12 protein-coding genes are annotated in these 14051 nt (G+C 47.5%); 7 read left to right on the forward strand and 5 right to left on the reverse strand.

The annotated features are described in order from the left end of the window. Positions 1 to 506 precede the first annotated feature (506 nt). Complete coding sequence (locus tag QUA83_RS09230; RefSeq protein ID WP_333292678.1) at positions 507 to 1091, forward strand: transcriptional regulator; 585 nt, start codon at positions 507 to 509, stop codon at positions 1089 to 1091. Positions 1092 to 1433: 342 nt separating this feature from the next. Here QUA83_RS09230 and QUA83_RS09235 read toward each other — a convergent pair whose 3' ends face one another. Together QUA83_RS09235 and QUA83_RS09240 are read right to left on the reverse strand one after the other, a co-directional pair. Beyond that, entirely contained in the window at positions 1434 to 3338 is a 1905-nt protein-coding gene (locus QUA83_RS09235; protein ID WP_333292680.1) for a penicillin-binding protein 2, read from the reverse strand. Positions 3339 to 3625: 287 nt separating this feature from the next. Next, complete coding sequence (locus QUA83_RS09240; RefSeq protein ID WP_333292681.1) at positions 3626 to 4204, reverse strand: hypothetical protein; 579 nt, start codon at positions 4202 to 4204, stop codon at positions 3626 to 3628. 337 nt (positions 4205 to 4541) lie between these two features. On the opposite strand from QUA83_RS09240, the gene QUA83_RS09245 reads away from it, so the two are divergent. After that, the gene (locus tag QUA83_RS09245) at positions 4542 to 4754 is read left to right on the forward strand and encodes a serine protease (protein WP_333292683.1); all 213 of its coding nucleotides are present in this window, start codon (positions 4542 to 4544) and stop codon (positions 4752 to 4754) included. A 287-nt stretch (positions 4755 to 5041) separates the two neighbouring features. On the opposite strand, the gene QUA83_RS09250 is transcribed toward QUA83_RS09245, so the two are convergent. Next, positions 5042 to 5425, reverse strand: coding sequence for a hypothetical protein (locus tag QUA83_RS09250; RefSeq protein WP_333292684.1), 384 nt, complete (start codon positions 5423 to 5425; stop codon positions 5042 to 5044). 535 nt (positions 5426 to 5960) lie between these two features. Here QUA83_RS09250 and glgB point away from each other — a divergent pair. After that, on the forward strand, positions 5961 to 8255 hold the full coding sequence (gene glgB, locus QUA83_RS09255) for a 1,4-alpha-glucan branching enzyme (protein WP_333292686.1): 2295 nt from the start codon (positions 5961 to 5963) through the stop codon (positions 8253 to 8255). A 383-nt stretch (positions 8256 to 8638) separates the two neighbouring features. On the opposite strand, the gene QUA83_RS09260 is transcribed toward glgB, so the two are convergent. Both QUA83_RS09260 and hpsJ-B read right to left on the reverse strand, forming a co-directional pair. Next, positions 8639 to 9556 carry a glycosyltransferase family 2 protein gene (locus QUA83_RS09260; protein ID WP_333292687.1) on the reverse strand — a complete coding sequence of 306 codons (918 nt, stop codon included), beginning with the start codon at positions 9554 to 9556 and terminating at the stop codon, positions 8639 to 8641. An 86-nt stretch (positions 9557 to 9642) separates the two neighbouring features. Continuing rightward, a complete protein-coding gene (gene hpsJ-B / locus QUA83_RS09265; protein WP_333292689.1) occupies positions 9643 to 10473 on the reverse strand; it encodes a hormogonium polysaccharide biosynthesis protein HpsJ in 831 nt (276 codons plus the stop codon). 795 nt (positions 10474 to 11268) lie between these two features. On the opposite strand from hpsJ-B, the gene rfaE2 reads away from it, so the two are divergent. The 4 genes from rfaE2 to QUA83_RS09285 all read left to right on the forward strand — a co-directional run bounded on the left by rfaE2 (position 11269) and on the right by QUA83_RS09285 (position 13871). Beyond that, positions 11269 to 11763 carry a D-glycero-beta-D-manno-heptose 1-phosphate adenylyltransferase gene (gene rfaE2 / locus QUA83_RS09270; RefSeq protein ID WP_333314212.1) on the forward strand — a complete coding sequence of 165 codons (495 nt, stop codon included), beginning with the start codon at positions 11269 to 11271 and terminating at the stop codon, positions 11761 to 11763. Positions 11764 to 11905: 142 nt separating this feature from the next. Further along, the gene (locus QUA83_RS09275; RefSeq protein ID WP_333292691.1) at positions 11906 to 12775 is read left to right on the forward strand and encodes an STAS domain-containing protein; all 870 of its coding nucleotides are present in this window, start codon (positions 11906 to 11908) and stop codon (positions 12773 to 12775) included. Between the two features lie 55 nt (positions 12776 to 12830). Beyond that, positions 12831 to 13208 carry an STAS domain-containing protein gene (locus tag QUA83_RS09280; protein WP_333157322.1) on the forward strand — a complete coding sequence of 126 codons (378 nt, stop codon included), beginning with the start codon at positions 12831 to 12833 and terminating at the stop codon, positions 13206 to 13208. A gap of 264 nt (positions 13209 to 13472) precedes the next feature. Continuing rightward, on the forward strand, positions 13473 to 13871 hold the full coding sequence (locus QUA83_RS09285; RefSeq protein WP_333108114.1) for an anti-sigma regulatory factor: 399 nt from the start codon (positions 13473 to 13475) through the stop codon (positions 13869 to 13871). Positions 13872 to 14051: the final 180 nt, after the last annotated feature.

Raw genomic sequence — 14051 nt, forward strand, 5'->3', positions numbered from 1 at the left:
AGTTAGAGCGGCGGATTGAATTTTCTAAAGTTATGTCATTTTCTTATTAACAAAAATAGTTTTCTGCACCACTAAGCCGTTAGTTACAGGAGTATTTAGTACAGGAGGATCGATCGCCCGCATCAAAAACCAAATAGTCACTGATGTAGGGTGCGTTAGGGAAAACGATATTACCCGAAATCAGGGCACGGCAGTGCCGTTTCCCTACAAATCGGGCGATCGTTACATCCGATCCGTGCGATCGAGCGATCGACAAAATTGCTGTAGGGAAACCGCACTACCGTTTCCTGACTGCCATTTCCTTAGCCGCAGTTTTTTTTTAAGTCGCATAAATTTTCAGTAAATACCGATCTACACACTCGCCAAACCCAAAGTTAAAATATATTCAATAAAAAATAGCTCCTCCTAGCTGTTTTTTGGGCCAGCTAAATATCAGGGAGTGCATCTACGTGTCAATAAATAAAACGCTCAAAGGCAGAGCCACTACACCTGCCCCAGGTTTTACCATGATTGAGCTATTGATAATTATTTTAATCATAGGAATATTTAGTGCGATCGTCGCCCCCTCTTGGCTAATGTTTATCAACAACCACCGTTTAAAGCTATCACTCGATCGAGCTTATTGGGCAATGGAACTTGCCCGCAGCAACGCCAAACGAGACAAAATTTCATGGCAAGCCAGCTTCAAACAAGTAGGAGAAAATGTACAAATAGCCGTTCACCAAGCCGACATTCCCCCCGCCCAAGTAGCAACCAGTCAATGGAAAAACCTAGAACCGCAAATTCAAATAGATACAGTTATAAACGACAAAGGAGGATATGAAACGACACTACTTCCAGTAAATGAAAACAACGAGCAAAAAGAAAACGGCACAATCCGGCGAGTCATGTTCAACCACAGAGGTTGCCCCGTATCTCGAAGCGACCACGACTGCACGCTAACGAGTATAAGAGCCAAAGGAACCCTAACACTATATCATCCCAACTTAAGAAACAGCCAACGCTGCATCATCATCTCCACTCTCCTAGGACATAAACGCACCTCCAAAAGACAATCAAAACCCAACGAAAATAAAAGATATTGTTACTAACAGGGCGATGAATTATTTTGGGGGTAGGGAAACGGCATTGCCGTTTCCTCAATAGCCTTGTTGTCGATCGTCAAATTCGATGTCAATTCCTGACGCAACATCTCAGATATAGCGGTTCTCAAGCGTTGTGAGGTATGGGGCGAGTCCTATGCCCTATGCCCTAAGCTGTTCGACATTTAAAGGATGATTGTAGGGTGTGGAGCGTACATAAGCGTTTCCCTTGCAAGCGTAAGTGTTCTAGCTCGCGCACCTTACCTGCTTCGTTAGTCGTTTAAATGCGTAACAGCTTATTCCCTATGCCCTATGAGTACCTCATGTTACTGAGAAAGGCTATATAATCAACTACTTCTTACTCGGCGCAATCTTCTCAATAGAAATCAGCGCCTCCATCACTGACTCCACAATCGGCGCCGCCACCGTACCCCCCGAAGAACCCTCCTTCGGCTCATCAATCACCGCCAAAACCACATACCGAGGAGCCTCCACAGGCATGATCCCCACAAAGCTAGTAATAATCGCCTTGTCAGAATAACCCCCACCAGCATTAGCTTTTTGAGCCGTACCCGTTTTTCCAGCAATCCGATACCCAGGAATTTGTGCAGCTTTCCCCGTACCACCATCAACCACAGTTTCCATCATTTCTAACACCTGCTTAGTAGTTTCCGGCGAAAAAACCTGCTTAGGAACCGGCCTGGGAAGCTTCCAATAAGCTTCACCGTCCCTATCAAAAAGTCCCCGCACAACGTGAGGAGTCACTAACTTGCCACCATTAGCCAAAGCGCCGTTAAGCTGCACCAACTGCATCGGAGTAATCGAAAAACCTTGCCCAAAAGCCGTAGTAGCAACTTCCACCGGAGAATTAATAAATTGCTCTCGATTTTTAAGCTGACTGGTTACTTCAAAAGGCAAATCAGTTCCTGCAGTTTGTCCGAGTCCGAGTTTTTCTAAAGCTTGATAGTAAAGAGAAGCTTTCATACTTCTCATTACGTGTACCATTCCCACATTGCTAGAATGTTTCAAAATCTCAGTAACAGTGGAAGGGCCGCGCGCGCCTACGAATTTGTAATCGGAATTTTGGATAGTCCAACCATCCATGTAAATCCGACCTTCGTCCTTAAACACAGTATTAGGTTTCACCGCACCTGCTTCCAGAGCGATCGCCACATTAATCGCTTTAAAAGTCGAACCAGGCTCATAAACATCAGTTACAGCCCAATTTTTATAGCGCGACAAATCGAAATTAAAATATTGATTCGGGTCATAAGAAGGTTCCGCTACAACTGACAGCAATTCGCCGTTACGGGCATCCATCACAATAACTGTGCCCCGCTTCGCATTGTGTTGCTTCATTTTTTCCTTTAGGGCAACTCGGGCCGCCCGCTGCAAGCGACTGTCGATCGTCAATTGCAATTTCAAGTCATCAAGCTGCACAAATCCTGCCGTCAGCCGATCGGGAACCCAATCCCCATTGCTCGACCTGCTAAACTGAATCGACGGCATTGATCGTTCCAACAAATTCTGCTGGCTGTATTCCACCCCGGCTTGTCCCTTCCGTTCCCCGTCCACATAACCGAGGATATCCGCCGCCAACTCCTGCTGCGGGTAAAAACGCTGCTGCTGCCGCAGCAACTCCAAGCCATCGACCAGACTCTCTTTAATTTGCATCTGAGCGACGCGATCGGCAACCTCTTGAGGCAGAGACTCCGCAATTGTAATACCGCTTTCAGCAAGATTAAACCTGCGTATCAGTTCAGTCTCCGACGTAGTACCCGGACTCAGTTCGATCGCCAGCATCGGAGCCAATTTAGCAGCAATTTCCGCCTTCGAGTGGTTAAACAACTTCGGGTGAGCGTAGAGCGTGTACACCTGTCTGTCGATCGCCAAAACATTCCCTGCGCGGTCAATTATCGGGCGTCTCGGTACAAACGGCTTCGTTTTGAGAGTTTGCTGCTGCTCGGCCTGTTTACGCAGCGCCGGAGCTCGCGTCACCTGCAAATAAAACAAATTCACAGCCAGCCCCAGCCCCCCCAGCATCAACACCGCCCACACCGCCCACAAACGGAACTTGCTGCGCTTTAAACGCTCCACCGGTCGCCCCCAAGATGCAGCCGTCTGTTGTGGCGATCGGCCGAAACTGCCGGAAGATCTAGGTTTGGCTGGTTTTTCCCACCCAGTGTGATCGCCCGCCTGTTTTGTGCGTTTGAAATTCGGCGATCTGTAGCGGTCAAAACGGGGGTCGTAGCTCATGGCATTAAAAATTCAATAGCAAGTTAGAGCGTTTTAGAATTTAGAATTTAGATTCTCGAAGATAAAATTCAACACTTGGGAATGAGCAGTCCCTATTAGGGTTTGGAGCAGACCTACAATTGGATTCTGTTTTTTGAAGTGGTCTTAATTATTTTTAATCTGTAACTTACGGTGGGAAGCAGAAAATCGATCGCGACTTGCAAAAAAGTCAAAAAAGAAATTAGATCCTCCAATTCTCAAGCCCTCGGACACTCAGGCCCTCGGGCGCTCTCGGCTTTGACACAGGTTTAATAGCCCAGCGGTGTTTCCACACCGGCTCGACTCTTGAGAGCGGGCTCAGAATTTGGTGCCGCAACGGGCGATCGAGTTTCAGGGGCCGGCTGCAAGAAAATCGTGTCCCCAGGATTCTGTGGAACCAAACCGGTTTCGGAATTTTGGGCTTCTTTAGCAAGTTGGTGTTTCAAGACTTCGCTAGAAGCACTCAATTGCTGTTCCCGGAGACGCAGAGTTTCCAGTTTTTGATACTCCTGACTCCAGCGCTGCTCGCCGTAAACTGTCAAGCCGTAGAGACTCAGAGCACCGCCCAAAAGCATAAGCGCTAGCACTGAGGAGGCGCGCTGTGCCTGCAGGAGCGATCGCAACCACACTGGCTGCTGCTGGCGATTGGGCAAGACTTTCAGCACTGATGCGGACGATCGAGCCTGAGCCTGTTCGTCGTTTGCTGGCGAGTAGTTGGGCAATACCGGCCCTGTCTTCGCCCGCCTAGCTTTGGCAATAGAAGTAACTTTGCTTTTGGCTGGGCCAGAAGCGGGCTTGCGGGTCGATCGGGAGCGGGGAGAATCCGGGGATCTGATAGCAGCGGTCATAAAGTTCACCAATACGTAAAGTGGGGTAGCTTAAGCTTGATTGAGGTTAAGAGTTTTTTGTCTCCCAGATCGCCAGTGGTGGCTATCTGCGTTCGATCGGTTATCCTTACCAAGGATACCTCACAAGCCAACCAACCCATCCTACCACTGGTCTCTTTGACTTCAGGATTTGCCAAAAAAAAGAAATCTTTGCTGGTTAGCGATAATCTATGTGAAATTTATTAATAAATGCAGTATTGTAATCAACGAGCGAATCGTTGAGCTATTCGTGCCAGCATTGTTTCTCAAGTACACTATTCCCTTCCTTGCGATGGGTTTTCAATGTTAAGGAGTTTTTATGAACAAGGGATTAATTCGTTTGACTTTGGTAGTGGGCTTGGCAGTCGCCCTCGGCGCCTGCGGAGGTCCAGAGGCCAACGAGGGCGCTAGCCCAAGCCCCTCTCCGGGCGGCCCTGGCACTACTACTACTACTCCTCCTGCTGCTTCTTCTCCATCTCCAAAGGCTAGTCCAACTACTAGCCCTGCCCCTGCTCCTAAAAAGACTCCCTAACTAGGGCTATCCCGGAGTTTGTGCCCAACGAGCCTAGCCTCGGGGTGAAAAATGGTTCGCTCCTCGCATTTTTTCATCTCATCGGTCTAGGTCTCAAGTTGGGTGTTAGTTATTGTCTGATGCTTTTACTACTAAAGTTCAGTACGTCCCCTTACAGCAGCAAAGTCGGCTGATTCGCTGCGTTACAAGATCATTCCCTTTCAAGTAAAAAATTTTACTCCCGGCCTGCACGTTTTGAAACTCAAGCCTGTGACAGGAAGTTTCAGGACATTGCCAGTGCTGCTGCCTCAACTGAATATCAACCGGAGGCAAGGGAGACTCGACGCAAATTTTGCACTTGATCGAGTCTCCCTTGCCATCCCCGCCGCTGTTACCCGCAGACGAGAGAACAGCCAGCAAAGACTTGGAGGCTCGAAAACTGGCGGGAGGAAAGCATCGCCATTACTAATCGACTTGTTGACTACGAGTTTCGCGCCGGTGTCGGCAAGCAAATTGATCGGTGTGTTTTTTTGAGCCAGTTTAGTGATTAATTGGCGCCGCGCCAGTTCGGTATTAACCCTGCCTCGGCAAAACTCGCTCCAGTGGCGCCTGAGTGCTGCTTTCAACCTATTGCACCGTCGATCGTAGGCGATGCCTTGAGCAGGGCAGATATTGCTTGCTGTTGTCGCCATGCTGAGTCCTTTAGCTTTGATTCCTCAATACCGAGTTAAGCATCCTTCGGTGTTTGAGCGTATTGCCCAAATTCACGGGCTTTGTGGGCCAACCCAGCCTCCAGGATGTGAAAGTCTACCGATCGGGCGATGCTCCCTGCCTGAAAATTCCAGGTAAACTATTAACTGCTGCCCAGCACTTACAGGCTTGACCGTCCTGCTGCGGCAAATCGACAATAGTTTGAAAACTTTTGAAAACTTTTGAAAAGCTCAGATATCACATATTAAATAATAAGTCAAGGAAATTTGGGAAAAATATAAATTTTTCAATTTGTTTTAATATTTCTATACTTAGATGTTAGCAGTAAAACCCCAGCTCTGCCGCCGGCAAGGCAACAGCCTGCTGTGTGTGCAAGGGCGCGCGCTGGAGCTGCTGCAGGCAAGATCATGCTAATCAGTGGTAGGATCAGCGATCAAAAATGTATCGAAATGTAAAGTGCAGCGCCGCTCTAGGTTTTGAAAGCCATTTAGTTAAAAGATTGAGGTAAGTAGTTTTATGCCCGCGACCGTCCCCTTTGAACAGATTGACCGCATTGTTTGGAATCAGCACCACGATCCATTTGAAGTGCTAGGCCCTCACGCGATCGAAGAAAATGGCAAAAAAGTCTGGGTCGTCAGAGCTTATCTGCCGAATGCGGATGCGGTATCGGTAGTTTTGCCGGAGGCCAGGGCCCAATACCCGATGAAATCAGAGCATCACCCTCACTTTTTTGAATGTACGATCGACACCCCAGAACTAGCAAACTATCAATTGCGGGTCAAAGAAGGGGAACACGAGCGCTTCATCTACGATCCCTACGCCTTTCGATCGCCCAAACTCACAGAATTCGACCAGCACCTATTCTCAGAAGGCAATCATCACCGGATTTATGAAAAACTCGGGGCGCACCTCACCGAAGTAGGCGGCATCACAGGAGTATATTTTGCCGTTTGGGCTCCGAATGCTCGCAATGTCTCTGTTTTAGGAGATTTCAACTATTGGGACGGCCGCAAACATCAAATGCGGAAATCGCAAAACGGCATCTGGGAATTATTTATTCCGGGACTATCCGTGGGAACTTCCTACAAATACGAAGTGAAAAATCAAGACGGACATCCCTACGAAAAGTCCGATCCTTACGGTTTCCAACAAGAAGTGCGGCCGAAAACAGCATCAATTGTCACCGACTTAGACACCTACACTTGGCACGATAGCGCTTGGATCGAAAAGCGGCGGCACACAGACCCACTGACGCAGCCGATTTCGGTTTACGAATGCCACATCGGTTCTTGGCTGCACGCCGCTACTGACGAACCCGCCGTGCTACCAAATGGGGAAATAGAACCCCCCGTGCAGGTTTCGGAACTCAATCCCGGGGCGCGTTTTCTGACTTACCGGGAATTAGCCGATCGGCTGATACCCTACGTCAAAGATTTGGGATTCACTCACATCGAAATGCTGCCCATCGCCGAACATCCTTTCGACGGTTCTTGGGGCTATCAAGTAACCGGCTATTTCGCCCCAACTTCCCGCTACGGCAAACCTGAAGATTTCATGTATTTTGTTGACCAGTGCCACGCCAACGGCATTGGCGTACTGGTGGACTGGGTACCGGGACATTTCCCCAAAGACGGCCACGGCTTGGCTTTCTTTGATGGAACTCACTTGTACGAACACGCCGACTCCCGCAAGGGCGAACATAAAGAGTGGGGAACCCTAGTATTTAACTACGGCCGCAACGAAGTGCGGAATTTCCTAGTATCAAACGCTCTATTCTGGTTTGACAAGTACCACATCGACGGGATTCGCGTAGATGCCGTAGCCTCGATGCTTTATTTGGATTACTGTCGCGAACCTGGAGAATGGCTGACCAACCAGTACGGGGGCCGGGAAAATATCGAGGCTGCAGATTTTCTGCGTCAGGCCAATCACGTCATTTTTAGCTATTTCCCAGGGGCGCTGTCGATCGCCGAAGAATCTACCTCTTGGCCGATGGTATCTTGGCCGACCTATGTAGGGGGTTTGGGCTTCAACCTGAAGTGGAACATGGGTTGGATGCACGATATGCTCGACTATTACCACATGGACCCGTGGTTCCGCCAGTTCCACCAGAACAACATCACTTTCAGTATGTGGTACAACCACAGCGAGAATTTCATGCTGGCTTTGTCCCATGATGAAGTAGTGCACGGCAAAGCCCACATCATCGGGAAAATGCCAGGAGACGAATGGCAAAAGTTTGCAAACGTGCGGTGTTTGTTTACTTTTATGTTTACTCATCCCGGAAAGAAAACGATCTTTATGGGGATGGAGTTCGGCCAGTGGCACGAGTGGAACGTTTGGGGGGATTTGCAGTGGCAGTTGCTGCAATTCGAGCCGCACCAAAAGTTGAAGCTGTTTTTTAAAGATTTGAACAATTTGTACCGCAGCGAAACGGCACTTTACAGTCAAGATTTTGCTGAGGATGGGTTTGAGTGGATTGATTGCAGCGACAATCGACACAGCGTCGTGGCATTTGTGCGCCGAGAGAAGGATGGCGACGAGTTTGTGGTGACGGTGTGCAATTTTACGCCGCAGCCGCACTCTCACTATCGCGTAGGAGTGCCGGAACCAGGTTTCTATACGGAGTTGTTTAACAGCGACGCGCGGGAATACGGCGGCAGCAATATGGGGAATTTGGGGGGCAAGTGGACTGAGGAGTGGTGGTTCCACAACAGTGCTTATTCGATCGACTTGTGTTTGCCACCTTTGGGGGTGTTGATTTTAAAGCTTGATCGGGCAAAAACAACAGCAAAATCTCAAGAGTTTTAAGTTGTGAGTCGTGAGAGTTTTGAGTTAAGAATCAAAGCTTTATTAAACCTAAAACTTTGAGGGTATTTAGAAACCCGGTTTCTTGGACAAACCGGGTTTTTTCTGTTTTGTTGTTGCGAAAAAAGGAAGTTCTGCAACGGATTCGCTTTCTTCGGATTTAAGGAGTTTCATATTAATTCCGGTTGCATCGGAATGATTTAACCGCAGAGTACGCAGAGATCACAGAGGAAGAGAAGAGAGAGATGAATAATTTCGATGCACAGGGAAAGGATATAATAACTCTTCTAAATACTTAGGCTACCCATCGAGTCCGATCGGCGGGGGAACCGCGAGGGTATAAGTTCCAAATACTACCGCTAGGCGAGCGTACCTCTTACCAATTTTTAATTTCGAGTATCGGAAGCGCCAAGATTATAAGAAACTTTTGACGGCTCAACTGTTACTACTTCCGAAATAGATTGTTCTGCCGCTACATCTAAAGTTGGCAGTGGTAGATGCTTCATTTCCCAAACTTTCAGCAAAATTAGATATTCATAAAAAGCTTGCAGCGTGCACCAAGCCAATCCCGCTTGGCCGTCAAGAAATCCGCCAAGTAAAATATACATATAGAAAAAGCGCACCACAGGCCGCAAAGGCAAGCGCAAAGAAAAATCTTTCAAAGCGCGGCGCCTTTCCACCTCCGACGCGCCAAACAATAAATCCCACCAATTTACTTGACCCGCTTCTAATTGACGCAGAGTTTCAGCCGCCTCGTCAGTCGAGTAGCGGTTGTGCTTTTCAATCCAGCGGGAAAGACCTTTGCTGCAAGTATAGTGAGGGTAAGTTTCCTTCAAAAAGTGAGTAGGCCCGTTGCAGACTTCCCGTTCAGTGTGACCGTAGTCAGTAAACCACACTCGGTCTTTGCGAAAGAGACGCATTTGATAGCGGGGATATTGAGTGCTGCGGCGAATCCAGCGCTCCATAAATATTACTTTTTCAGCTACGTAATAGCCGATATATTCTTGAGTTTCGATCGCCTTTAAGCATTCAGCAAACAGTGCAGGCGTCATCCGCTCGTCAGCTTCGAGGATGTACACCCATTCGTACTTGCATGGGACTTCTTGGAGCATCCAAGTCCGCTGGCGTCCGTGAGTTTCAAAGCGGTGCTGCACTGTTTGCACGGCATAGTTCTGAACAATCTCAAGGGTGCGATCGGTGCTGAAAGAGTCAACTACAATGATATCGTCACAAAGCAGTGCCGATTCAATGCAAGCGGCGATATCAATCTCTTCGTTGTAAGTCAGAATATAAATTGAGAACATTCCCAGCTTTCAGTAAGGGCAAACTATTGGGTAAACAAACTATTTCTCAGGGATGTCTCGACCAGCGCGATCCCTGCCAGCGCTGGTCAATTTTTGCGGCGGCCGAACCGCAGAATTCCCATGCTTCTCAATCCCGTCCAACCAACAGTAATGTAGCCGATCGCTAACAGCAAACTGCTGATTCCCGTCTGCAAACTCGAATTTCTCGATCGAGTTCTTAACTCTTTCTCTTTTTGTTGCTTGCGGGTGCGAATCTCGTTGCGAGCTTGAGTGGGAAGTGATTGAGCTTGCTGTTCCAGGAACTTGTCGAGGGCTTTCGGGTCATTTTTCGACTGCTCAAGCACAGCTTTCAATTCCTTGGGAACCTCTGGACTCTTGAGTGCTTCTTGCAGCTTCCCGTCGTCTTCCAGCAGCGCTCCTATCTGGCTGCGACGCTGGCTTTTGAGCTGTTCTACCTGAGCTTTAAATTGAGGGCTTTTAAGTTGTGCCTCAAGTTGACCTTCCGCTTGTCCGGCTTCTTGATCGACTTGAGCCAGAGCATCCTTGAGTTCCAAACGAGTATTGTTGAGGTGAACGGGAACCAGAGATAGGTAAACTAGACCTAACAAGCTGGAAATCAACAGCGCCCAGAATCGCAAGTCCAGCCAAACATTGCGTCGCTCAATAGAGACTCCACTGCTGCTGTCCACCCAAAAGCCAGTCATCAGGAGGGCGATACCTATCAAAGGAATAATGCCCTTGTCAACTATCTGAGTTGCAGCAGTCAACTGCCAGCCTCGATTGAGAAGGTCTGAACTTTCTCCCGGCAGCGACAGAACAATGCAGTCAAGCAAAGCAGAGAGAATCAAGATAATCCCGACTACTTTTAGAGTTCGAGCAGCTACTGAAGAAAATTGACGGCTATTACTTGCTTTCATAATTCGTGTTAGATAATTCTACACCGTTAGATTCAAGGGGGTAGTTGAGTGGATTTTGTTGAACGAGTTTAGCTATTTTCCACCAAAATAGCTGCTTCGGGTACTGAACTCGACTTTCCTCTGCGTTTTCACAGGCTGCGGTTGCGACCCAAAAGGTCGAGTTTCTGCACAGCTATAGAGAGTTGGACACAGGAGGCTGTGCGCTTCTGGGTTGGCTGTAAAGCTTCGTCCAGATTGCGCCCAGAAACGGCAGCAAGCAACTGCTGGCTTCTTCTATAGTCTGACGAATCCAGCGTAAAGATAAGTTCTGCACGCTTGGGTTCTAGCTTTTAACTAGCTTTCGCTCGCGTGGCGGTGTCAGAAATAAGAGACACAGGAGGAGCGCGTTTCGTTGGGTTTCACCCCCTAGGGCTCTCACTCCCCGATTGCCTGCCCGATGCGGTGGAACTAAATCCCTTGTCTTATAGTAATTGATATAAGAGAGGGCGGGAATAAATAATTGTTTACCAACCTTTTTAACATCCAATTACCAACAGCAGGATATGGCAGTTACCGATAGACGGTAGCTGTTTTTTTACTTGGAAATTATGTCTGCCAAATCTGCTTTGTTGTTGGTAGTTTTTACTGAGTCAGTAGGCTTTAAAAATTACCAGTTACTAATTAATAGTTACGTATAGTTAACTATTAATTAGTGGGAGATTGACTGATTGATTTTTTAAGAACGAAAGTGCAAACTATCACATTTTTTGGTAGGATAATTTTGAGCGCTGTTCAAATTGGGTGGTAATGACTGCAATGATTTCTGATGTTTATACGTTGAGAGAACTTGAAAGATCGATCGCATCCGATCCGGACAAGTGGCGTCCGATCGTGTTTACTAACGGGTGCTTCGATATCCTGCACTGCGGTCACGTCCGCTATTTGCAGGCGGCAAAAAATTTGGGGCGATCGCTCGTGGTGGGATTGAATAGCGACGCCAGCGTGCAAGCTATCAAACCGCAGCAGCCGGGATTGCCACCCCGCCCGATCGTACCGGAAAATCAGCGAGCCGAAGTGTTAGCCGCTCTCAAACCAGTAGACGCCGTAGTGATTTTTTCCGAAATTACAGCAACTAAACTGATAAATATCCTGAAGCCTGATATATACGTTAAAGGAGGCGACTATCAAGTCGAAACTCTGCCGGAAGCACCGGCTGTTATCGCCGGAGGTGGCAAGATTTCCTTGATCGAAATAGAAGTTCCGAGTTCTACCAGTGCGATCGTCAAACGCATTTTACAATTAGGTACTTAACCCTCGATCGCAAACAGCAAACAGTGAGCTAAACTCAGAAGTTGCCCCATCAAAAAACACGCTTGATCCGCGCGTGCGAAGCTATCCCGTAGGGAATCGCTCGTACAACTTCATTCCAATTGCTAAGCAGGAGATAATTTTAATGGAACTCACAAGCAATAACACGATCGCGGAAATCCTACAAAGACACAAAGCAGAGTTACTAGCCGACTGGCTCAAAGAACTGCAAAATACCGGGCTGCGGCGGGACGACTTGATGAGAGCCAAAGAATTGCGCTCCGAGTGTCAAGAGTTCCTGCAATTACTCCACATTGCAGTCGGGCACGGTAACTTTAGCGACATCCAGACACCCGAATGGGAAAATATGCGGATGTTGCTAGCAGAAGTTTCGCGATCGCGCGTTCAGAGAGGCTTTACTCCCTCAGAGATAGCGAGTTTCATTTTATGCTTCAAAAAGCCATTGTTCGATCGGCTTTGTCATGAACTCACAGAAAACCGCGACGCACTTGTCGAACAACTTTGGCTTTCCACCAGTTTATTAGATCAGCTTGGCCTTTGGGTGACAGAAATTTTTCTCAAAGCTCGCGAAGAAGTCATCGAACGCCAGCAGCAAGAAATGCTCGAATTGTCAACACCCGTAGTCAAACTTTGGCAAGGCATTCTCGCTTTACCAATGATCGGGACTCTCGACAGTGCCCGCACTCAAATAGTAATGGAAACTCTGTTACAAGAAATCATGGAAACCGGCTCAGAATTTGCGATTTTAGACATTACAGGCGTGCCGACTGTTGACACTTTAGTTGCTCAACATTTATTAAAAACTGTAGCCGCCGCCCGTTTAATGGGTACTGAGTGCATCATCAGTGGCATTCGCCCGCAAATAGCTCAAACCATAGTTCACTTGGGAGTTGACTTGCAGGATATTCTCACAAAAGCGACTTTAGCAGATGCTTTTAAAGTTGCCTTGCAGCGCCAAGGTTTAACTATAAAAAATCTTAAAGAGGAAAGATAAACATATTGCAGTCTGACAGAAAAACAGAAGTAAAACTTAAGAAGTAGGTGAATTTGTGGAACGAATACCGATTCTTCAAATGGGAGAATTTTTGCTAGTAACAATTCAAGTAGATATGCACGATCGCTTAGCAATGACGCTGCAAGATGACCTGACGAACCGCATCGTCAAAACAGGTGTCAAAGGTGTGTTAATAGAAATTTCTTCTCTCGAAATTGTTGATTCTTTTATCGGTCGCATTATCAACAATATCGCTAGTATGTCGCGAATTTTAGATGCGGAGACAGTTGTGGTCGGGATGCAGCCAGCGGTTGCTATTACGCTCGTTGAGTTGGGGCTTTCCCTGACAGGAGTTCGCACAGCTTTAAGCGTTGAAAAGGGCATGATTTTGTTAAGAAAATCCTTGGGTTTGTCTGTTGACGAGCAAGCGTAAGCAGTCGATTAATTGTCCCCTGACTGAGGCAGAGGCAGTCAAGAAACCTAGTTTGTTTGTAAATACCTTGTTGACCAACTGAAGATTTCTTAGGACAGGGCTTACGCACTCAAGGGGGTTAAATCAAGGGTTTGAGATTCCTGCACTATGTTCTCTTTTGAGAGAAAATCTTAGTAAGTGCGTAAGTCCTATTAGGAGAAACTAAGTTGATGATCGTAAGTCCTATATTTTGGGGAGAAGTTCTATTTTGGTACAGTAGCCGCCATGTCAAAACGTGAGACACTAGAAATCCGATCGTCATCCGATATAGTCCACGTCCGACAGCAAGTGCGAACTTGGGCTGTAGCAATGGGATTCGGTTTACTAGACCAAACTAAAATCGTTACCGCAGCCAGCGAACTCGCCCGTAATACTGTAGAGTACGGCAAAGGGGGAACTGTAACTCTCGAAACACTGCAATTAGGCACGCGCAAAGGGCTGAGGCTTATATTTGAAGACAAGGGCCCGGGAATTCCAGACATCGAATTGGCAATGACTGACGGTTATACTTCTAATCACGGTTTGGGTTTGGGACTCAGTGGTTCCAAGCGGTTGATGCACGAATTTGAGATTGTTTCCAAAGTGGGTAAGGGGACTAAAATTGCGATCGTCCGCTGGCGCTGAGTAAGTAATACGATTTGAGAGTTGAGATTTTAGATTAAAGCATTGGGAATAGACCTCTTGCAAAAAAAATCTATGTTACAATTAAAGGCTTTGAGTTTTAGACCTGAGAGCTAACGCCCGGCATCACCCGCGCCCCTACGCAACGTACATGAGAGGCATCGTGAAGGGGCGTCGGGTGCA

Origin of the sequence: Microcoleus sp. K1-B1 (assembly GCF_036704705.1) — a bacterium.
In the GTDB taxonomy this organism is placed as follows: Bacteria; Cyanobacteriota; Cyanobacteriia; order Cyanobacteriales; family Microcoleaceae; genus Microcoleus.

Excerpts from the sequence above, each read along its gene's own strand:
- QUA83_RS09230 (WP_333292678.1), top strand. The coding sequence starts at position 507 with ATGATTGAGCTATTGATAATTATTTTAATCATAGGAATATTTAGTGCG.
- QUA83_RS09285 (WP_333108114.1), top strand. The coding sequence starts at position 13,473 with ATGTCAAAACGTGAGACACTAGAAATCCGATCGTCATCCGATATAGTC.
- glgB (WP_333292686.1), top strand. The coding sequence starts at position 5,961 with ATGCCCGCGACCGTCCCCTTTGAACAGATTGACCGCATTGTTTGGAAT.
- QUA83_RS09245 (WP_333292683.1), top strand. The coding sequence starts at position 4,542 with ATGAACAAGGGATTAATTCGTTTGACTTTGGTAGTGGGCTTGGCAGTC.
- hpsJ-B (WP_333292689.1), bottom strand. The coding sequence starts at position 10,473 with ATGAAAGCAAGTAATAGCCGTCAATTTTCTTCAGTAGCTGCTCGAACT.
- QUA83_RS09250 (WP_333292684.1), bottom strand. The coding sequence starts at position 5,425 with ATGGCGACAACAGCAAGCAATATCTGCCCTGCTCAAGGCATCGCCTAC.
- rfaE2 (WP_333314212.1), top strand. The coding sequence starts at position 11,269 with ATGATTTCTGATGTTTATACGTTGAGAGAACTTGAAAGATCGATCGCA.
- QUA83_RS09240 (WP_333292681.1), bottom strand. The coding sequence starts at position 4,204 with ATGACCGCTGCTATCAGATCCCCGGATTCTCCCCGCTCCCGATCGACC.
- QUA83_RS09235 (WP_333292680.1), bottom strand. The coding sequence starts at position 3,338 with ATGAGCTACGACCCCCGTTTTGACCGCTACAGATCGCCGAATTTCAAA.
- QUA83_RS09260 (WP_333292687.1), bottom strand. The coding sequence starts at position 9,556 with ATGTTCTCAATTTATATTCTGACTTACAACGAAGAGATTGATATCGCC.
- QUA83_RS09275 (WP_333292691.1), top strand. The coding sequence starts at position 11,906 with ATGGAACTCACAAGCAATAACACGATCGCGGAAATCCTACAAAGACAC.